A 20274-nucleotide genomic window follows, 5' to 3' on the forward strand; every position below is an offset into this window, starting at 1 on the left:
TCTCGCCTTGACGGCCGGGGCGAAGCCGCTGCTAAGGCCATCCCTGTTCTAAGCCTTTCTTAAGGCGGTTGTGTCATGACAAGGCTTAGCGTTGGGCCGACCCTATGGGCAGAACAAAGACCGAAAGCATCCCCGCGGATGTTTATATCCAATTTGTGCGGTCGTTGTTCGACAACGCGCACATGTTGTTGATCGGTGGTGCGTGCTACTGGATCCTCGGATTCATGATCTATCTGCGCACGCACAATCCCTTGTTCCTGGCGTTTTCTTTTGCTCTGCTTTCCGTCAGCCTTATCCGTTACTTCGGCATTCGCAGCTTCCTGAAGACAGGCGGCGTGATTGCCGACGTCGAGCACGCGCAGCGACTGGAGCGCAGCTACATCCTCAAGGGCTGCCTGCAGGGCCTCGGCCTGGGCGCGCTGTGCTTCGTATCGATCTACGTGTATCCCGATCCCTTCGCCGAACTGGCGGCGATGTCGCTGACCCTGGCGACCCTGGTCACGGTTGTCGCCCGCAACTACGGCTCGCCGCGCATGGTGCGGATTTTTTCGGTGACCTTCATCGGCCCGGCGGCGCTTGCGCTCTTGCTGCGCATGGACGCGCCATCCGTCGTCCTCGGCCTGATGATCATCCCGATGACGTTCATCACCATCACTGGCGCCGACCATGTCCGGAACGTGCTGTTCTCGGCGGTTATCGGCCACAAGCAGGCGAGGAACCTGACGCGCAGGTTCGACCGCGCTCTCAACACCATGTCGCACGGCCTCGTCATGCTCGGCCCGGACGGGCGCGTCGCGGTCGCCAATGCCGAGGCCGCCCATCTGATGTCGCTGAAATCGGCCGACGCGCTGCTCGGGCGCTCGATCCACGGCCTTCTGATGCGCGGCGTCGCCGGCGGCATGCTGGCGCCGAAGGACTGCCGCTATATCGAGGCGCAATTGACGCGCGCCCTGCGCGAGGGCCGCGACCGCAAGGTGCTGGTTTCGCTCGCCAACGGCCAGCACTACGAATTCTCCGCGCGCGAAGGCAGCCAGGAGCTCGGCGTCGTCACCTTCGAGGACGTCACGGCCCGCGTCGAGGCGGAGGAGAAGATCCGTTTCATGGCGCGCTACGACAACCTCACCGGCCTGCCGAATCGTGCCTATTTCCACGAACTGGCCGGCGAGGCCATGGCGTCCGGCGACCGTGACCGGCTCTGCGGCCTTGCGGTGCTCGATCTCGATGATTTCAAGAGCGTCAACGACACGCTCGGCCATCCGGTTGGCGATGGGCTGATCTATGCCGTGGCCGAGCGGCTGGCGGCGGTTGCCGGGCCCGGCATCAATGTCAGCCGCTTCGGTGGCGACGAGTTCATGATCTATTTCGACCGCATCGAGGATGAGAGCCATCTCGGCGGCTTGCTCGATGAGATCTTCGCCGACTTGCAGGGCGAAGTCGACGTTGCCGGACACGGCCTGCGCATCCAGGCAAGCGGCGGCGCGGTGTTGTCCGTCGTCAAGGACACCGACGTCGATACCATGATCGTCAAGGCGGACCTCGCCCTCTACAAGGCCAAGGAACTCGGCAAGAACAGCTGGCGGCTGTTCGAGGCATCTATGGATGCCGCCTTCCGCAACCGCCAGCTGATGAAGGCCGATCTGCGCAGCGCCGTGCAGGCCAGGGAGCTGCGCGTCGTCTATCAGCCGATCGTGTCGATGAGCACCATGCGCATCGCCAGCTGCGAGGCGCTCTGCCGCTGGGATCATCCCGATCTCGGTCCGATCTCGCCGAGCATCTTCATTCCGCTGGCCGAGGAGATGGGCATCATCTCCGACATCAGCACCTTCGTGCTGCAGGCAGCCTGCGCCGAATGCGCCAAATGGCCGGCGCAGACCAGCGTTTCGATCAACCTCTCGGCCAAGGATTTCCGTAACCGCGACGTCGTGCAGAAGGTGCGCGATGCCCTGGCGGCATCGGGCCTCGCGCCGCACCGGCTCGAAATCGAGGTCACGGAGACCGCCTTGCTCGACGATAAATCGCTGACGCGCGAATTGATCGAAGAGCTGAAGACTCTGGGCGTCCGCATCGCGCTCGACGACTTCGGCACCGGCTATTCGAGCCTCAGCTATCTGCACAAGCTGCCGCTCGACAAGATCAAGATCGACCGTTCCTTCCTGATCGACGTAACCCAGAGCCCCCAGTCGCTCGACCTCTTGAAGGGTATCGTCGGCTTGACCCGGACGCTGGGCCTGGTCGTCACCATCGAAGGGGTCGAGACCTTCGAGCAGCTGAAGATACTGGTGCGTTCGGTCAAACCGGACCTCGTGCAGGGTTTCCTCTTCGGCGCCGCGCTCAGCGCCTCCGGCATCGAGACGATGTCGAACGTCACCTGGCCGTTCGCCGCGGACCTGCGTCTCGCCGCCAAGCGGACAGCCAGACAGCTGTAATCGCAAATTTTCGACGATCGATATTGATAGTGCAGGTTGATTGTACTGTTCAGCTATTTGCACGGGACTGAAGCCTTGACGCAAGTTCAAATTCGTCATTTGAAATAATTGTAGGCAAATCGATCGGAAATTATTCTGATCGAAACTAAGTGAAAGCGTATATCTTCAGCGAATCTGCTGTTAAACTGGAAGAAGAATCCGATCATGTGCCTCTCGTTGCCGAGCTGGAAGCGTCGTTCATAGCGAAGATTAGCTTAGATCAGGGGCGCCCAACAGCCTTTTCGGCGCAACTCCGCCAGTGGCATCTCCCGTGATTGTTAAGGTTAACGAAGGGTAAATCAGCAGGATCGAATTTTCGGCTTGTGTCTCATTCCAACTCGAATAGCCTGTTCACAGGCGGATACGAGGACTTGAGAATGGACGCTTCGGGAAACGATGCGCCGGTTGGCGCCGGCGCAAATGCTGGGTCGGCGCTGAATCGTTCGATCATGCAGTTGCTGGAGCATGTCGATTATCGTCTCATCACGGGGGGCGAGGATCTGGAGGCGATCTACCGCCTTCGCTATCAATCCTACCTGCGGTCCGGCATGTGCGGTCCGATCGCCAGCGGAATGTTCGAGGATCGCTGGGACAACCTGCCGAATTCCTATCGGTTCGGCGTCTATTTCGACGGCCACTTGGTCAGCACGCTGCGGCTCCACTACATTTCCCGCGAGCACCCCTATTCGCCCTCGGTCGACGCCTATCCGGAAATATTGGCCGAGCGGCTTGCCCGCGGAGAGAGTTTCATTGACGGAACCCGCTTCGCAACCGATCCGGACAGCGCGCCCGCGCCCGGAGTCCTGCCTTTCCTGACGCTCAGGCTCGGCATGGTGGCCTCCTGTTACTTTGGCCAGACCGCGGTGCTCACGCCGGTCAAGGTCGAGCATTCCGCTTACTACGCCCGCATCTTCCATGCCGTGCAGAGGACCGAGGGCAAGGTGTTCCCGGGTGTCCTCGCGCCGATCGCCTTGTTCGAAATCCCCTGCGGCGAAAATCTGCACCAGACGCTCGAACGGTTCCCGTTCTTCAAGTCGACGCCGGTGGAACAGCGGCTGATGTTTGCCAATCCGGCCATCAACCGGCTGACCCCGCTGTCCATCGTCCCGACGGCGAAATACTATCGCGACGCTGCCTGAAAGGGCGCTCTTCCACGTCCAATGGACCTTTCCAAACGCTTCGCCGTTATCAATAGCGGCGTCGCGATCGAGCGTCGCTGCGGTCCCGCCCAACTGGCGTTTCGCCCCGGGCTCATGTCGGGTTGTTCATGGGAAGGAATACGATCGTGACCATTCACTCGCTTGCGCTCACGCCCCTGATCTCGCTGATCGCCGGCATATTGATCCTGGTGATGCCGCGCCTGCTCAACTACATCGTCGCGCTCTACCTGATCGTCGTCGGCCTGCTCGGCCTGTTTCCGCACCTCGCCGGTTGAAGGTCGGTAACGCTCTCCGTCGCGGTGAGAGCGCCCCGTCCCAATTTCAACTTTCATTTGAGGCTGTTGTCGCCGACCGTGCGTCAATAGCGCCATTGCTCTTGCCCTGGCTTTTCGCTATGTGCCCTCGAAGGCATTTTCGAAGGGGTATTCCTAATGGCTGATCACACGCCGACCGGTCCTGTCGAACTCGGTGCGCAGATGGACTATGCCGAGCATGATCGCACCTACAAGGCATTCCTCGCGCTCGCCAAATACGGTTCGCTCGTCTGCGCCGCCCTGCTGCTGGCCATGGCCTTTGGCTTCTTCGCGGGTGGCTTCTTCTCGGCGACCATCCTGTTCATCCTGATCATGGCCGCCGGCTATTTCATTCTGCGGTAGACTTTCCAAGCCATTGCGTTCGACGTCTCGCTGGAGGTCCCGGCCGAGGTCTCGTGCATCAAGGTTCCAGCCGAAAGGATCATCCGGTGGGGCAGACGGTATTCATCCCTCGTGAGCTTGATGCGAACGAGCCGCGCGTGGCGGCCTCGCCTGAGACGGTGAAACGGCTGGTGGGCCTGGGCTTCGAGGTGATCGTCGAGAAGGGCGCGGGCCTCGGCTCACGCATCCCGGATCAGGATTTTACCACGGCGGGTGCCGCGATCGGCAAGGCCGCCGACGCGTCGAAGGCCGATGTGGTGCTGAAGGTGCGCCGGCCGACCGATGCGGAGCTGAAGGGCTACAAGTCGGGCGCCGCCGTCATCGCCATCATGGATCCCTACGGCAACGATGCTGCGGTGGCTGCCATGGCCAAGGCCGGCATCACCGCCTTTTCCATGGAGTTCATGCCGCGCATCACCCGTGCGCAGGTGATGGACGTGCTCTCCTCGCAAGCCAATCTCGCCGGCTACCAGGCGGTGATCGATGCGGCCGCCGAATATGACCGCGCGCTGCCGATGATGATGACGGCGGCGGGCACCGTGCCGGCGGCAAAAACCTTCATCATGGGCGTCGGCGTTGCCGGCCTGCAGGCGATCGCCACCGCGCGTCGCCTCGGCGCCGTCGTCACCGCCACCGATGTGCGCCCGGCGGTGAAGGAGCAGGTCCAGTCGCTCGGCGCCAAGTTCCTCGCAGTCGAGGACGAGGAGTTCAAGGCGGCCGAGACGGCCGGCGGCTACGCCAAGGAAATGTCGAAGGAATATCAGGCCAAGCAGGCGGCCCTCACCGCCGAGCACATCGCCAAGCAGGACATCGTCATCACCACGGCGCTGATTCCGGGTCGTCCGGCGCCGAAGCTGGTCTCGGCCGCCATGGTCGCCTCGATGAAGCCGGGCTCGGTGATCGTCGACCTCGCCGTCGAGCGCGGCGGCAATGTCGAGGGCGCGGTGCCCGGCAAGGTCGTGACGACGGAAAACGGCGTCAAGATCGTCGGCCATCTCAACGTGCCGGGTCGCGTCGCGGCATCGGCTTCGCTGCTCTACGCCAAGAACCTCTACGCCTTCCTCGAGACGATGGTCGACAAGGCGGCGAAGCAGCTTGCCATCAAGCGCGACGACGAGCTGGTCAAGGCGACGATGCTGACCGACGGCGGAAAGGTCGTGCACCCCAATTTCGCCAAGGCCGCCGATGCGCCGCGCACCGAGCCGGCTGCGATCCCGGCCACGATCATGGTTGCCGGCGCCGGCGACACGAAACCGGCGCCCCGGAAAACCAACAACAGGAAGGCCGCGGCCAAGTCGCCCTCGTCCAAGCCAGAAGGGAGCGCGTGATGGAACAGCTGCAGAAAGCCCTCGACCAGCTCGATCAGGCGACGGCCGCCGTCCGCCTTGCCGTGCAGGACCTAGCCAATGCGCCCGCTGGCGCCGAGGCTGCCGGCAACGCGGCACATGCGCTGTCGGGCGGCGCCATCGATCCCTTCGTCTTCCGCTTCGCCATCTTCGTGCTGGCGATCTTTGTCGGCTATTATGTCGTCTGGTCGGTGACGCCGGCGCTGCACACACCGCTGATGGCCGTCACCAACGCCATCTCCTCGGTCATCGTCGTCGGCGCGTTGCTCGCCGTCGGCATCGCGGCATCCGGCCTTGCCGCAGGCTTCGGCTTCATCGCCCTGGTGCTGGTCTCGGTCAACATCTTCGGCGGCTTCCTCGTCACCCAGCGCATGCTCGCCATGTACAAGAAGAAGGAAAAGTGACGTGACCGTCAATCTCGCTTCCTTCCTCTATTTGGTCTCCGGCATCCTCTTCATCCTGGCGTTGCGTGGCCTCTCGCATCCGACCACCAGCCGGCAGGGCAATCTCTACGGCATGATCGGCATGGGCATTGCCATCGCCACCACGCTGGCGCTGGCGCTGCCCTCGGCGGGCCGCTTCGGCCTGATCGTGCTTGGCCTCGCCATCGGCGGCGGTGTCGGCGCCTATGTGGCCCGCCGTATCGCCATGACCTCGATGCCGCAGCTGGTTGCCGCCTTCCACTCGCTCGTCGGCTTCGCCGCCGTCATGGTGGCCGCCGCCGCCATCTACGCGCCGGAAAGCTTCGGCATCGGCACGGCGGGCGACATCCACGCCCAGGCGCTGATCGAAATGAGCCTAGGTGTGGCCATCGGCGCCATCACCTTCACCGGCTCGGTCATCGCCTTCCTCAAGCTCGACGGCCGCATGTCCGGCAAGCCGATCATGATCGGCGGCCGCCACATGATCAACATCGCGCTAGGCGTTGCCCTGGTGGTGCTGATCGTGCTGCTCGTGACCACCGAATCCAAGCTGGTCTTCTGGCTGATCGTCGCCGCCTCGCTGGTGCTCGGCGTGCTGTTGATCATCCCGATCGGCGGCGCCGACATGCCGGTTGTGGTGTCGATGCTGAATTCTTACTCGGGCTGGGCGGCGGCAGCGCTCGGCTTCACGCTCGGTAACCTGGCGCTGATCATCACCGGCGCGCTGGTCGGTTCGTCCGGTGCAATCCTGTCCTACATCATGTGCAAGGGTATGAACCGCTCCTTCATCTCCGTCATCCTCGGCGGTTTCGGCGGCGAGACGGCTGCCGCTGCCGACGACGGCATCGAGCGCACCGTCAAGCAGGGATCGGCCGACGACGCCGCTTACCTGATGATGAACGCGCAGAAGGTCATCATCGTGCCGGGCTACGGCATGGCGGTCGCCCAGGCGCAGCACGCGCTGCGTGAAATGGCCGACAAGCTCAAGGCCAACGGCGTTGAGGTCAAATACGCCATCCACCCCGTCGCCGGGCGCATGCCCGGCCATATGAACGTGCTGCTCGCCGAAGCCAACGTGCCCTATGACGAGGTGTTCGAGCTGGAGGACATCAACTCCGAGTTCGCGCAGGCCGACGTCGCCTATGTCATCGGCGCCAACGACGTTACCAACCCGTCCGCGCGCGACGACAAGTCCTCGCCGATCTACGGCATGCCGATCCTCGACGTCGACAAGGCTCGCACCTGCCTCTTCGTCAAGCGCTCGCTCGGCTCCGGCTACGCCGGCATCGACAACACGCTGTTCTACAAGGACGGCACCATGATGCTCTTGGGCGACGCCAAGAAAATGACCGAGGAAATCGTCAAGGCCATGGATCACTGAGCCGCAATCTTCTGCAGAAGGTTGTCGTCACGACTTCCCGAAAGCCCGGCACGTACCGGGCTTTTTTGTTGCAGACGGGCTGTCGGCCCGATCCTGCTCAGATATCCAGGTTGGCCACCGACAGCGCATTGTCCTGGATGAACTCGCGCCGCGGCTCCACCTCATCGCCCATCAGCCGCGAGAACAGCGAGTCGGCGTCCGTTGCGTCGTTGACCTTGACCTGCAGCAGCGAGCGCACATTCGGGTCGAGCGTGGTTTCCCAGAGCTGCTCGGCATTCATCTCGCCGAGGCCCTTGTAGCGCTGCATGGTGAGCCCCTTGCGGCCGGCAGCGAACACCGCGTTGAGCAGCGATAGAGGGCCTGAAACGGTCTCGGCGGCGTCCTTTCGGCGCAATGTCGGCTGCTCGCCATAGACTTCCGCCAGCCGCGGCGCGTAGCGGTCGAGCTGGCGCGCATCGGCCGAATTGATCAGCCCGGCATCGAGCTGGACCGCGTCCTTGACGCCGCGCACGGTGCGCTCGAACACATAGCCACCCGAGCCGTCATTGGAGGTCGAAAGCCGCCCGGTCCAACCGCGCTCGGTCTCCTCGGCGATCATGTCGAGCCGCTTGGCGACGCGTTCGGCCATCGCGGTAGCGCGGCCGAGATCGGCAAGCACGTCGGCGTTGAGCGCGCCGGCGATCGCCGCCTGCTCGACGACGTCGCGGTTGTAGCGCGTGTGCAGCCCGTTTATCAGGTGCCGCACCGCCAGCGCGTCGTCGACGGCGCTGCGCAGGTCCTGTCCGGTGCGCACCTCGCCCGAGCCGAGCGTCAGCGACGTTTCTTCCAGCCCGGAATCGATCAGATATTCCTCATAGGCGCCTTCGTCCTTGAGGTATTGCGAGCTCTTGCCTCGCGTCACTTTGTAGAGCGGCGGCTGGGCGATGTAGAGATGGCCGCGCTCGATCAGCTCCGGCATCTGCCGGAAGAAGAACGTGAGCAGCAGCGTGCGGATATGGGCGCCGTCGACGTCCGCGTCCGTCATCAGGATGATCTTGTGGTAGCGCAGCTTGTCGGCATTGAACTCGTCCTTGCCGATCGAGGTGCCGAGCGCGGTGATCAGCGTGCCGATCATGTCGGAGCTGAGCATGCGGTCGAAGCGTGCGCGTTCGACGTTCAGGATCTTGCCACGCAGCGGCAGGATGGCCTGGTTCTGGCGCGAGCGCCCGCCCTTGGCCGAGCCGCCGGCCGAGTCGCCCTCGACGATGAAGATTTCCGACTTGGCCGGATCGCGTTCCTGGCAGTCGGCGAGCTTGCCCGGCAGCGAGGTGACGCCGAGCGTGCTCTTGCGGGTGATGTCGCGCGCCTTGCGCGCTGCTTCGCGCGCGGCGGCCGCCTGGATCACCTTCTCGACCACCACCTTGCCTTCGGTCGGATGCTCCTCCAACCAGGTGCCGAGCGCCTCGTTGACCAGGCTTTCCACCACCGGCCGGACTTCCGATGAGACCAGCTTGTCCTTGGTCTGCGAGGAGAATTTTGGGTCCGGGACCTTGACCGACAGAACGGCGGTCAGGCCTTCGCGGCAGTCGTCGCCGGTGAGCGATACCTTTTCCTTCTTGGTCTGGCCGGAGGATTCGCCATAGCCGGTGATCTGCCTCGTCAACGCCGCGCGGAAGCCGGCCAGATGCGTGCCGCCGTCGCGCTGCGGAATGTTGTTGGTGAAGGCCAACACATTCTCGTGGTAGCTGTCGTTCCACCACATCGCCACCTCGACGGTGATGCCGTCGCGCTCGGCGCGGATCGCGATCGGCTTTTCGATCAGCGGCTTCTTGACCCGGTCGAGATATTTCACGAACTCCTCGAGGCCGCCGTCATAGTGCAGCTCATGGCGCACGAGGTCGGCGTGGCGGGCGTCGGTCAGCACGATGCGCACGCCCGAATTGAGGAAGGCGAGCTCGCGCAGCCGGTGCTCCAGCGTGTTGTAGTCGAACTCGACCATGGTGAAGGTCTCGGCCGACGGGAAGAAGGTGATCTCGCTGCCGCTGCGGCCCTCATAGGTGCCCGGTCGCTTCTCCTGCTCGTAGCTGCCGGTCACCTTCAGCGGGGCGTCGGCATTGCCGTGCGTGAAGCTCATCTCGAAGATCTCGCCGTTGCGGCGGATCTTGAGCTTCAGCCATGCCGAAAGCGCGTTGACAACGGAGACGCCGACGCCATGCAGGCCGCCTGAAACCTTGTAGGAGTTCTGGTCGAATTTGCCGCCGGCATGCAGCTGCGTCATGATGACTTCGGCCGCCGAAACACCCTCGCTGGGGTGGATATCGGTCGGAATGCCGCGGCCATTGTCGATCACGGTGACCGAGCCGTCGGGGTTGAGCGTCACTGAGACGAGGTCGGCGTGCCCGGCCAGCGCCTCGTCGATGGCGTTGTCCACCACCTCATAGACCATGTGATGCAGGCCCGAGCCGTCATCGGTGTCGCCGATATACATGCCTGGCCGCTTGCGGACGGCGTCCAACCCCTTCAAAACCTTGATGGAATCGGCGCCGTACTCGGCTTCCGCGCCAATGGCGCTTTCGGTCTGGTCGCTCATGAAAACCTGTTTGATTGATGCTGCTGATCCGGCGCGGGAAAATGGCCCCGAATCGCGCCGTTTTGATGTCCTAGATATAGGCGCAAATGGCCGTTTTTCCAAGGTTTGCAGGCGTTTTGCCGGCTTGCGGTCACGGCTTTCACGGCACCGATCGCGAGCGGTCGGATGAAGGCCAGGCGGCCGCGAGGGACGCGGCCTCGCGGCCTGTCCATGTCGGTGGTTTGCCTTTATTCCGGAGGCAGGCCGGCGCGCAGCGCCTTCAGCGCCTCGCTCCAGCGGAACAACTCGTCCAGCATCGTCCTGGTGCCGCCTAGCACCTGCTCACTCGGATGGTATGCGCCGTCCTTGTCCAGCAGCGTCTTGTAAGCGGGAAGCGCCACGCCTTCCGGGATCGGCATGACGCCGACGGAGGTGAGCAGCGGCTTTAGTGCCTGCGCGGCGCGCAGGCCGCCGGAGACGCCGCCATAGCTGAAGATCGCCGCGGGCTTGTAGCGCCATTCCTTGAGCAGATAGTCGACCGCATTCACGATCGCGGGAGCCGCGAAATAGTTGTATTCCGGCGCCACGAAGACGAAGGCATCGGCGGCATCGATCGCCTTGGACCAGGCCTTGGTGTGGTCGTTCTGGTACTTGCGCAGCCTTGGATGGTGCGGCTCGTCGAGCAGCGGCAGCTTGAACGCGGCAATATCGGCCAGCACCGGCTCGAACTTGCCATGCTCGCGCACGAGTCCCTCCAGGCATTCGGCAAAGATCGGACCAGCACGGCCCGGTCGCGTGCTGCCGATGATGATGTTCAACTGATGCGTCACGGGTGGCTCCCTTGGGTTGACAGTATCCGTTGGTGACCGCCACTAAGACATTCAGCCCAAGGCAACAAGAAGGCACCTTCCGGTAACCGGTCGCATTCCCTGTCGCGGTCGCGGCTCCGTCGTCCGGTCACATGGACGCGCGCCTTGTTGGGCATTACATTTGGCACTGCCAGCGGAGCATGCCCATGGACACCAAGCCCGCCCCCTTCGTGCCGCCCGCGCCCAAGCCGCGCACCCAGCCGCCTTCGACGCTGGAGATGATGCGCATCGTCTACCGCAACCCGCTCGAGCTCTGGGGCGAGCATACCTATAACGAGCCGTGGATATCGGTGACCGGCGTCGGTGGGCCGCTGGTTATCGCCAACGATCCAGGCCTGATCCGCCATGTGCTGATCGACAATGCCAAAAACTACAAGATGGCGACGGTGCGCCAGCTGATCCTGCGCCCGATCCTGCGCGACGGGCTGCTCACTGCCGAAGGCGAGGTGTGGAAGCGCTCGCGCAAGGCGATGGCGCCGGTGTTCACGCCGCGCCACATCTTCGGTTTTGCCGAGCCGATGCTGAAGCGCACGCTGGAATTCGCCACTCGCTACGAGGCCGGCGGCACGTCAGACATTGCCTATGACATGACGCTGCTCACCTACGACATACTGGCCGAGACGCTATTTTCCGGCGAGATCGCCGGCGAGCCCGGCAGCTTCGCCAAGGAGATCGACCGCCTGTTCGAGACCATGGGCCGCGTCGACCCGCTCGATCTGCTGCGCGCGCCCGAATGGCTGCCGCGCTTCACCCGCATCCGCGGCCGCAAGACCATGGCTTATTTCAGCAACATCGTCGCCGGCACGGTGAAGATGCGCGAGGAGCGGCTGAAACGCGATGCCGGCGGCGTGCCGCAGGATTTCCTCACGCTACTCCTGAAAGCCGAAGGGCCGGACGGGCTGACCCGCTCGGAAGTCGAGGACAACATCATCACCTTCATCGGCGCCGGCCACGAGACCACCGCGCGGGCGCTGGGCTGGACGATCTACTGCCTCGCCGAGGCGCCCTGGGAGCGCGACAGGATCGAGCAGGAGATCGACGCGGTGCTGGCGCGCGAGCCCGATCCGACGAAGTGGCTGGACGCCATGCCGCTCACCCGCGCCGCCTTCGAGGAGGCGCTGAGGCTCTATCCGCCGGCGCCTTCGATCAACCGCGAGCCGATCGAGCCGGAGACCTGGAACGGGCTCTATATCCCGAAATACGCCGCCGTGCTGGTCATGCCCTGGGTCGTGCACCGCCACCGCAAGCTGTGGGACAGGCCGAACGCCTTCATGCCGGAGCGTTTCCATCCGGGAAACCGCGACAGGATCGACCGCTTCCAATATCTGCCGTTCGGCGCCGGGCCGCGCGTCTGCATCGGCGCCAGCTTCGCCATGCAGGAGGCGATCATCGCTTTGGCGATCCTGTTGTCGCGCTTCCGCTTCGACGTGACGGCCGAAACCCGGCCCTGGCCGGTCCAGAAGCTGACCACGCAGCCGCAGGGCGGGCTGCCGATGCAGGTTTCCAGACGCGGCTAAAGCATGTCTCCCGAAAGTGGGAACCGGTTTCGGGACAAAGACATGCGCAAAATCAAAAGCCTAAAGCGTACGGAGCGAATCCGAAGGATCGCGACGCGCTTTAGAGCAATTCCAGGAAAAGTGTGTAGCGGTTTTCCGTCCGGAATTGCGTAAACAAATAGTAGCGCGTTTGCTATCGATCGGCTATCGGCCGGCGCTGCTGGAACTGACCGGCCGCGCGGAAGCGCCAGAGATAGCTCGGCAGGATTGTCGCGATCGCCTGCGGCTGGATACCGAGGCCGCCGAGCGTCCGGTTCGCCTTGGCGGCGGTTTCGGAGACGACGTTGTGCTCGCGCAGCTGCAGCACCTGGTCCTTGGTCAGCAGCGGATTGGGCAGCAGCTGAAGGATCGAGGCCTGCAGGTTCGCCACCCACCACGGCACCGGCACCAGGAGCCGCCGCCGGTCGATCACGGCAAGCATCTCCTCCATGCATTCCTTGAAGGTCAGCACCTGCGGGCCGCCGAGCTCATAGATCTGGCCGCCCTTGACGTTGCCGTCGACCGAACGCGCGATCGCCTCGGCGACGTCGCCGACATAGACCGGCTGGAATTTTGTCTGCCCGCCGCCGATCAGGGGCAGAACGGGGGAGTAGCGCGCCATGCCGGCGAAGCGGTTGAAGAAGCTGTCCTCCGGCCCGAAATTGATCGACGGACGGAAGATGACGGCATCGGGGATTGTCTCGAACACCGCTTTCTCGCCGAGCGCCTTGGTGCGGGCATAGCCGGACGGCGAGTGCAAATCGGCGCCGAGCGCCGACACATGTGTGAGTCCGGCGCCGACCGAGCGGGCGGCCTCGGCGACGGCGCGCGCGCCGAACTCGTGCACCGAGCCGAATTTCTGCCGGCCGGTCTCATGCAGGATGGCGACCAGATTGACGACATGGTCGGCGCCCTGCACGGCGCGGTCGATGGACCAGCGCACGCGCACATTGGCCTGCACCGGCTGGATCTGGCCGACATTGCCGAGCGGCTGCACATGGCCGGCAAGATCGGGCCGCCGGCAGGCGACACGGATACGGTAGCCGCGCTTGGCGAGCGCACGCACGACATGACGGCCGACAAAACCGGACCCGCCGAAGACGACGACGAGCTTGGGGGTTTGCAGGATTTCGGTCATGGCTGGCTCCGGCGCGCTTTCCCGAGGATATGGGGCTTGGCTAGAGGCGTTCATAGTCGGTTTCGCGCCAAAGGCAAAGGGCGACCGGGTGTCGCCGGCCCCCAAATTTTGAGCGCTGCCGGAACGCCTTGCCGATATGCATCGGTCGAATGACAGCTGCCGCCAAGGAGGCGGGAGGAGCAGGATCGGCGCATGGAGCAGGGAACGCAGAAAACCCCGCCGAAGCGGGGTTTTCCGGGCAGTGCTCGCGCCGAAACAGGGTCCAACGAGGCGGCCTGACCTGAGACGGTTTCAAGGCGGCGTGAAGCACTCACGCCCGCCCCGGCCCTGGACGCCCGGCGCGGCGCCGCCAACCGCAAGCCGCTGCCCCAAGCCACCCTCTGCGGCCTGCGATGCGGGGTGCCGCCGATGGGTGTTTGCCGGGCGGGAAAAGGTTCAACGGCGCACACAGGGAAAATGCGCGCCACGTTGCGATGCCTTGGTCAGGCCGAATAGCGCTGGGCGAATTCGGAAATGCGCTGGACGACCGCCTTGGGAACGTCGAAGCCGCGCGCCGTGGCCTTTTCCGCGGCCTCGGCGCGGGCACGGCCGGGAATATGCACGCCGTAGCGCCGCCGCAGCCGGTCGAGCTGGTCCTTCATGCGGTGCTCGAAATCCTGGTCGAGCAGCTTGGGCTCGATGGCTAAAACGAAGAGTCCGGTTCCGGGGCTGTCCGGTCCGCCGGAGAACCATGGCGCGTCGAGCGACCAGTTGGCGCCGGAAATGCCTGCCGCCAGCACCTCGACCATCAGGGCGATGTTGGCGCCGCGCTGGCCGCCGAAGGCGAGCATCGCGCCCTTCATCGCCGCCGCCGGATCGGTGGTCGGATTGCCGCTGGCGTCCAGCGCCCAGCCTTCCGGAATCCTCTCGCCGTCCTCGGCCGCCTTGCGGATGTTGACGAAGGCGGTGGCGCTCGATGACTGGTCGATGACGAGCGGCGGCCCATCGGCGGCCGGCGCGGCGAAGGACATCGGGTTGGTGCAATAGACCGGCTTGACCGAACCGGAACCGGCCAGCACCGCCGGCCCGTTTGTGGCGGCGAAGGAGACCAGGCCAAGTTGGGCGAGCCGCCCGGTGAAATAGCCGAGCGCGCCGCAGGTATAGGCATTCTTCTGCGAGAAGATGGCGACGCCGAACAGCCTTGCTGCCTTGGCCAGATCGTCGATCGTGCGGTCGAAGCCGGTATGGGCAAGGCCGCCGCGCGCGTCGGAGAGATAGACGGCGAGCGCCGGCCTGGTGATGACCGGATCGGCGTTGCCGTCGATGCGGCCGGCTTCGAGCGCCTCCAGATAGTCGATGAAATGCGAAAGCCCGACCGTCGACAGCCCCTCGGCTTCGGCGGCGATGATGGAAGCGGTCAGCGACTGCGCCGCCTCTTCGTTGGCGCCGGCGCCGAGCGCTGCCATCCGGCATAGGCCTCTTGCCTGGTCGAGAGTGAGTTGCATGGTGCCCCTGGTGAACGGTGAATAGTCAATGGTGGATGGTAATCAGCGAAAAGTCATCGGCAAGGCGAACCGAGACCATTCACAATTTTCCATTCACTATTCGCTACCCGATCTTGACCGGAATCCGCGCCTCGACCCTGCTGAAGATCAGGACGAGAATGCCGGTGATCGTCATGTAGATCAACGCCAGCAGCAGCAAGGGTTCGTAGGTGAGATAGGTGTCCTGCCGCACCTTGGAGGAGACGGCGAAGATGTCGATGACGCTGATCGTCGCCACCAGCGGCGTCGACTTCAGCTGCAGCACCGTTTCGCCGGTCAGCGTCGGCAGCGCGCGGAAGAAGGCCTGCGGCAGCCAGATGCGGCGGAAGATCTTGAAACGGCTCATGCCGAAGGCGCGGGCCGCCTCCAACTGCCCCTTCGGAACGCCGGCGAAGGCGCCGCGCATCACCTCGCCCTCATAGCCGGCGAAGGACAAGGTCAGCGCCACCACGCCATAGGGCCAGGCTTGCCTGAGATAGGGCCACATCCAGGATTCGCGGATCCATGGATATTGCGGAAACAGCGATCCGAGCCCGTAATAGAGCAGCCACAGTTGCAGGAGCAGCGGCGTTCCGCGGATGATCGTGCAGAACACCTTCGCCGGCACGGCGAACCAGAACGGGCCGCCGGCCTGCGCCAGGCCGAGCGGCACCGCCAGCAGGAAGCCCAGTGCGCAGGTGACGACCAGGATCCACAGCGATCGCCAGATGCCCAGCAGCCCCATCTGCCAATATTGCGGCAGCCAGTCCCAGCGCATGAAGAAGGCCGCGCAGACGACCAGTGCCAGCGCGATGAGGATCAGCACGGTGCGGTGCGGCTTGAGCCAGAGCGAGGCACGCGCCGCCATGTTGATCGCGGTCGCTTCGGCCGACATCAGCGTGCCTCCTTGACGGAAGGCATCCCGCGCCGCGACCAGGCCTCGACGCGGCCGATGATCAGGTTGGAGAACAGCGTCAGCGCCAGATAGAGCGCGCCGGCCGCGAGGTAGAAGATCAAATAGGCCTTGGTGACGCCTGCCGCCTGCCGCGTCGCGAGCGTCAGTTCGAAGAAGCCGACGACGGCAAGCAATGCGGTGTCCTTGGTGGCGATCAGCCAGAGATTGGCGAGGCCTGGAATGGCGAAGGGCAGCATTGCCGGCAGCGTTATGCGCCTCAGCATCAGGCCGGGCGGCATGCCATAGGCGCGGGCGGCTTCGATCTGGCCCTGCGGAATGGACAGGATGGCGCCGCGAATGACTTCCGTCGAATAGGCGCCCTGAACGACGCCGAGCACGAAGATGCCGGCCGCCAGCCCGCTGATGTCGACGCGCTGGTAACCCATCGCGGCCAGCACCTGATTGATGAGATCGGTGCCGGCATAATAGAGCAAAAGGATCAGCACCAGTTCCGGCACTGCGCGCACAACCGTGGTGTAGACGGCGAGCAGGTCGCGGGCCACCGGACCGCCATAGAGCTTGCCCCAGGCGCCACCGGTTCCGATCAGCAGGCCAAGGCAGGTGGCGCCGATGGCGATCTCGATCGAATGCAGCAATCCGACCAGCAAGGTGCCGCCCCAGCCGGGCGGCACGGGCGAAAGCAGTTCGATGATGCCGGCCGCCGTGGCCGGAAGAAAGGCATTGGTCAGCTTCGCCCCCGAATTGCTGGCAGCCACCGACGGCAACGTTCAGCGGCAGGCATGCGTGGCAAGGTTTGGGCTAGGGGCATGGCGCTGGCCATGCCCCTTGGCTCGCTCGAGAGGTCAGTTCGACTGCGGCGCGCCGCCGTAGATGTCGAAATCGAAGTACTTCTTCGAGATCTCGTCATACTTGCCGTTGGCACGGATCGCCTTGATGCCGGCGTTGATCTTTTCCTTGAGCGCGGTGTCTTCCTTGCGCACGCCGGCGCCGACGCCCGGTCCCAGCACCTCGTCGTCCGGAGCGACCATGCCCTTGAGGTCGCAGCAGGCCTTGCCCTGATCGGTCTTGAGGAATTCGCCGAGCGCGATGGAGTCGGCCTGCACCGCGTCGAGACGGCCGGCCGCCAGATCGTTGTTGGCTTCGTCCTGCGTCTGGTATTCCTTGATCTCCTGCGCTCCGGTGAAGTGCTTCTTGGCGTAGACGGCATGCACGGTCGACACCTGGACGCCGATGGTCTTGCCCTTGAGATCGTCTGGCGTGGCGCCGAACTTCTGGTCCTTCGGCCCGATGATCGCCGTCGGCGTGTTGTAATACTTATCCGAGAAGTCGATCGTCTTCTTGCGTTCGTCGGTGATCGACATCGAGGAGACGATGAGGTCGATCTTCTTGGTGGTCAGCGCCGGAATGATGCCGTCCCAGGCAACGGGCGTGATGACGCAGTCGAGCTTCTCCTCGGCGCAGACGGCGTCGATGAAGTCGATTTCCCAGCCGACCCACTTGCCCGTCGCATCCGGCGAGGTGAAGGGGGGATAGGGCTCGGCGGCGACGCCGATCTTGACCTGATCGGCTTTGGCCGCGCCCATCGCGGCGACGCCGAAGAGCAGCGCCGCTGCGAATGTCTTGAGAACAGTCTTCATTTCAGGACTCCCAGTTTGTTGTTGTTCCCGGTTTTTCGCTCCGCTTGACGCCGGCCTTAGCCGACGTTGCGGAGGAATTGTTTGAGCCTTTCGGATTTGGGCGCGCCGAACAGCTGTTCTGGCGGGCCCTCCTCCTCGACCAGCCCGTTGTAGAGGTAGACGACATGCGTCGCGACCTCGCGGGCAAACTTCATTTCATGCGTCACCAGCACCATAGTGCGCCCCTCGCGCGCCAGGTCGCCGATCACCTTCAGCACCTCGCCGACCAGCTCCGGATCGAGCGCCGAGGTCGGCTCGTCGAACAGCATGACGCGCGGATTGATCGCCAGCGCCCGGGCGATCGCCGCGCGCTGCTGCTGGCCGCCCGACAGGAACGCCGGATAGACGTCGCGTTTTTCCGCCAGCCCGACGCGGGCAAGCAGCTTCTCGGCCTGGGCGATCGCCTCGTCGCGCTTGACGCCGAGCACGTGCACGGGAACCTCGATGACGTTCTCGATCAGCGTCATGTGGCTCCACAGGTTGAAGTTCTGGAACACCATGCCGAGCCGGGAGCGGATTCGCTCGATCTGCTTACGGTCGGCGGGAACCGTATGGCCGTGGCTGTCGGCCTTCAGCTTGATCTCCTCGCCGTTGACGCGGATGATGCCGCTGGTTGGGTTTTCCAGGCAGTTGATGCAGCGCAGCAGCGTCGACTTGCCGGAACCCGAGCCGCCGATGATGGCGATGACCTCGCCGTCGCGCGCCGACAGCGAGACGCCCTTCAGCACATGCAGCTGGCCGAACTTCTTGTGCAGGTTCTCGACATGGATGGCTTCGGCGGCGCCGCTTTGCGCCTCGCCGGATGGGACTGTGGCGGCTTCCACCGCGCTCACCGGGTGACCTCTATATGGGCGACGGCAGTTCGTCGAACGTCCATCCGGCTAATCAACATACGCTGTACTGTCCCGCTTCGGATTTCAGCATGGACCCAACCGCGCGAGCCCGTCAATCCCGCCCATTACGGCACTTGCGGCCTTGTTGTGCAAGTGTATAAATAGCCTCTCATGAAATTTTTTCGATTTTTTTCAGCCAAAAAAGGGCATCGATGAGCGCTTTCGGATCACAGTCCATGGCGGCGCCGCTGCGGCGCGTACTGATGCGGTCGGCGGCCAACGCCATGCGCGACGCCGACAGAGCTCAATGGCACTATGGCCCGGGATTCAACCCGGCGAAAGCAGCATTGCAGCACGCCGCCCTTGCGGAACTGGTGGCGGCTTCCGGCGCCGAGATCGAATGGATCGAGGACGAAGCCGACGGCCTTTCGGATTCGGTGTTTACGCACGACCCGTCGCTGATGACCGACCACGGCGCGCTGATCCTGTCCATGGGCAAGCCATTGCGCGCCGGCGAGCCCTCCCTGCATGAGGAAACCTATAGAAGGCTGGGCATTCCGATCCTCGGCCGCGTCGAGGCTCCAGGCCAAGTCGAAGGCGGTGATTGCGTGTGGGTGGATGCCCGCACGCTGGCGATCGGCCGCGGTGTCCGTTCCAACCAGCATGGCATCCAGCAGGTTTCCAACCTGCTGACACCGCTGGGCATTTCCGTCTACGGCTTCGATCTGCCGCTATGGCAGGGCGAAGAGGCGTGCCTGCATCTGATGTCGGTGATCAGCCCGCTGGCCGACGACCTCGCGCTGGTCTATTCACCGCTTTTGCCGGCCCCGTTCTACCAGATGCTGAAGGCGCGGGGCATCCGTCTGGTCGAAGGCGACGCCGAAGAGTTCGCCGCTTCCAACGGCCTCAGCTTGAACGTGCTGCCGACCAGCCCTCGCAAGGTCATTGCCGTTGCGGGCTTTCCCAAGACCAAAGCCGCGATGGAAGCCGCCGGCTGCACGGTCGAGGTATTCGATGCGGATGCGCTCTGCATCGCCTGCGAGGGCGGGCCGACATGCCTGACGCGGCCGATCCTGCGCCGATGAATGCGCGCCGTAAGTTCCGTCGCGAGGGCGAGGAGCGGCGGCGGCAGGATCTGATCGAAGCGACTCTGGACTGCGTGGCGGAACATGGCCTGCAGGGCGCCACCTTGCGCACCATCGCCTTGCGTGCCGGCGTCACCGCCGGGCTGATCCGCCACTATTTCCCCGGCAAGGAAGAATTGCTGCAGGAAGCCTATGCCGCACTGATCGGCCGCATGACCGAGCAGGCGAAAGCGGCATTGATCATGGAAGACGCCTCGCCGCGCCAGCGTCTTGCGGCCTTCGTCACAGCCAATCTCAACGCGCCGATCATCGACCAGCGGGTGTTTTCGCTCTGGGCGACCTTCATTGGCCGTGCCGGCGCGGATCCGACACTCGCCCGCGCCCATTGGGAAGGCTATCTCGGCTTTCGCAACGCGGTGGAAGCGGTCGTGGCCGAAGTGCTCGCCGCCGAATGGCGCAAGCCGGATGCAAGCCAACTGCGCCGCCATGCCATCGCGATCAATGCGATCATCGACGGGCTCTGGATCGAAGGCTGCCTGGCCGGCGAGATGTTCTCGCCCGGCGAATTGGCGGCGATCGGCATCAAGGCTGTCGAGGCCGAACTCGGCCTCGCGCCGCTAGAGCAATTCCAGGAAAAGTGAGAAGCGGTTTTCCGTCCGGAATTGCGTAAGAAACAAAGAGATAGAGCTGATCACTGTTTCCG

General features: G+C 64.1%; 18 protein-coding genes. 10 read left to right on the forward strand and 8 right to left on the reverse strand.

Annotated features, from left to right (window positions below; genetic code table 11):
- Positions 1-104 precede the first annotated feature (104 nt).
- The 7 genes from P9236_RS13730 (at position 105) to P9236_RS13760 (ending at position 7469) form a co-directional block, all read left to right on the forward strand.
- The gene (locus tag P9236_RS13730) at positions 105-2426 is read left to right on the forward strand and encodes an EAL domain-containing protein (protein ID WP_278075164.1); all 2322 of its coding nucleotides are present in this window, start codon (positions 105-107) and stop codon (positions 2424-2426) included.
- A 416-nt stretch (positions 2427-2842) separates the two neighbouring features.
- Positions 2843-3604: a hypothetical protein gene (locus P9236_RS13735; RefSeq protein WP_278075165.1), complete on the forward strand. Its 762-nt coding sequence runs from the start codon at positions 2843-2845 to the stop codon at positions 3602-3604.
- Between the two features lie 146 nt (positions 3605-3750).
- Positions 3751-3900 carry a DUF3096 domain-containing protein gene (locus P9236_RS13740; protein WP_082296269.1) on the forward strand — a complete coding sequence of 50 codons (150 nt, stop codon included), beginning with the start codon at positions 3751-3753 and terminating at the stop codon, positions 3898-3900.
- Between the two features lie 156 nt (positions 3901-4056).
- Positions 4057-4281 (forward strand): aa3-type cytochrome c oxidase subunit IV, encoded by a 225-nt coding sequence (locus P9236_RS13745; protein WP_278075166.1) that lies wholly within the window; start codon positions 4057-4059, stop codon positions 4279-4281.
- Positions 4282-4367: 86 nt separating this feature from the next.
- Positions 4368-5648, forward strand: coding sequence for a Re/Si-specific NAD(P)(+) transhydrogenase subunit alpha (locus P9236_RS13750; RefSeq protein ID WP_278075167.1), 1281 nt, complete (start codon positions 4368-4370; stop codon positions 5646-5648).
- On the forward strand, positions 5648-6070 hold the full coding sequence (locus P9236_RS13755) for a proton-translocating transhydrogenase family protein (protein ID WP_067003367.1): 423 nt from the start codon (positions 5648-5650) through the stop codon (positions 6068-6070). The genes P9236_RS13750 and P9236_RS13755 overlap by 1 nt, the downstream gene beginning before the upstream one ends.
- 1 nt (position 6071) lies before the next feature.
- Positions 6072-7469, forward strand: a complete 1398-nt coding sequence (locus P9236_RS13760) for an NAD(P)(+) transhydrogenase (Re/Si-specific) subunit beta (protein WP_278075168.1) — start codon at positions 6072-6074, stop codon at positions 7467-7469.
- A 97-nt stretch (positions 7470-7566) separates the two neighbouring features.
- Here the strand turns inward: P9236_RS13760 and gyrB are convergent, their stop codons facing one another.
- Together gyrB and P9236_RS13770 are read right to left on the reverse strand one after the other, a co-directional pair.
- Positions 7567-10038 carry a DNA topoisomerase (ATP-hydrolyzing) subunit B gene (gene gyrB, locus P9236_RS13765; protein ID WP_278075169.1) on the reverse strand — a complete coding sequence of 824 codons (2472 nt, stop codon included), beginning with the start codon at positions 10036-10038 and terminating at the stop codon, positions 7567-7569.
- A 227-nt stretch (positions 10039-10265) separates the two neighbouring features.
- Entirely contained in the window at positions 10266-10847 is a 582-nt protein-coding gene (locus P9236_RS13770; RefSeq protein ID WP_278075170.1) for an NADPH-dependent FMN reductase, read from the reverse strand.
- Positions 10848-11032: 185 nt separating this feature from the next.
- Between P9236_RS13770 and P9236_RS13775 the strand changes: the two genes are divergently transcribed.
- Positions 11033-12403: a cytochrome P450 gene (locus P9236_RS13775; protein ID WP_278075171.1), complete on the forward strand. Its 1371-nt coding sequence runs from the start codon at positions 11033-11035 to the stop codon at positions 12401-12403.
- Between the two features lie 172 nt (positions 12404-12575).
- Here P9236_RS13775 and P9236_RS13780 read toward each other — a convergent pair whose 3' ends face one another.
- The 6 genes from P9236_RS13780 to P9236_RS13805 form a co-directional block, all read right to left on the reverse strand.
- Positions 12576-13559, reverse strand: coding sequence for a complex I NDUFA9 subunit family protein (locus P9236_RS13780; protein ID WP_278075172.1), 984 nt, complete (start codon positions 13557-13559; stop codon positions 12576-12578).
- A 482-nt stretch (positions 13560-14041) separates the two neighbouring features.
- Positions 14042-15043 (reverse strand): Ldh family oxidoreductase, encoded by a 1002-nt coding sequence (locus P9236_RS13785; protein ID WP_278075173.1) that lies wholly within the window; start codon positions 15041-15043, stop codon positions 14042-14044.
- Between the two features lie 103 nt (positions 15044-15146).
- Positions 15147-15956, reverse strand: coding sequence for an ABC transporter permease (locus P9236_RS13790; RefSeq protein ID WP_278075174.1), 810 nt, complete (start codon positions 15954-15956; stop codon positions 15147-15149).
- On the reverse strand, positions 15956-16621 hold the full coding sequence (locus P9236_RS13795) for an ABC transporter permease subunit (protein WP_278075302.1): 666 nt from the start codon (positions 16619-16621) through the stop codon (positions 15956-15958). Before P9236_RS13795 ends, P9236_RS13790 begins: the two co-directional genes overlap by 1 nt.
- A gap of 198 nt (positions 16622-16819) precedes the next feature.
- Complete coding sequence (locus P9236_RS13800) at positions 16820-17614, reverse strand: transporter substrate-binding domain-containing protein (RefSeq protein ID WP_278075175.1); 795 nt, start codon at positions 17612-17614, stop codon at positions 16820-16822.
- Positions 17615-17670: 56 nt separating this feature from the next.
- Positions 17671-18486, reverse strand: coding sequence for an ABC transporter ATP-binding protein (locus tag P9236_RS13805; RefSeq protein WP_278075176.1), 816 nt, complete (start codon positions 18484-18486; stop codon positions 17671-17673).
- 212 nt (positions 18487-18698) lie between these two features.
- Here P9236_RS13805 and P9236_RS13810 point away from each other — a divergent pair, with 212 nt between their 5' ends.
- Entirely contained in the window at positions 18699-19571 is an 873-nt protein-coding gene (locus tag P9236_RS13810; protein WP_278075177.1) for a dimethylarginine dimethylaminohydrolase family protein, read from the forward strand.
- A complete protein-coding gene (locus P9236_RS13815; RefSeq protein WP_278075178.1) occupies positions 19541-20212 on the forward strand; it encodes a TetR family transcriptional regulator C-terminal domain-containing protein in 672 nt (223 codons plus the stop codon). Before P9236_RS13810 ends, P9236_RS13815 begins: the two co-directional genes overlap by 31 nt.
- Positions 20213-20274 lie beyond the last annotated feature (62 nt).

Source organism: Mesorhizobium sp. WSM4884 (assembly GCF_029625675.1).
Classification (GTDB): Bacteria; Pseudomonadota; Alphaproteobacteria; order Rhizobiales; family Rhizobiaceae; genus Mesorhizobium.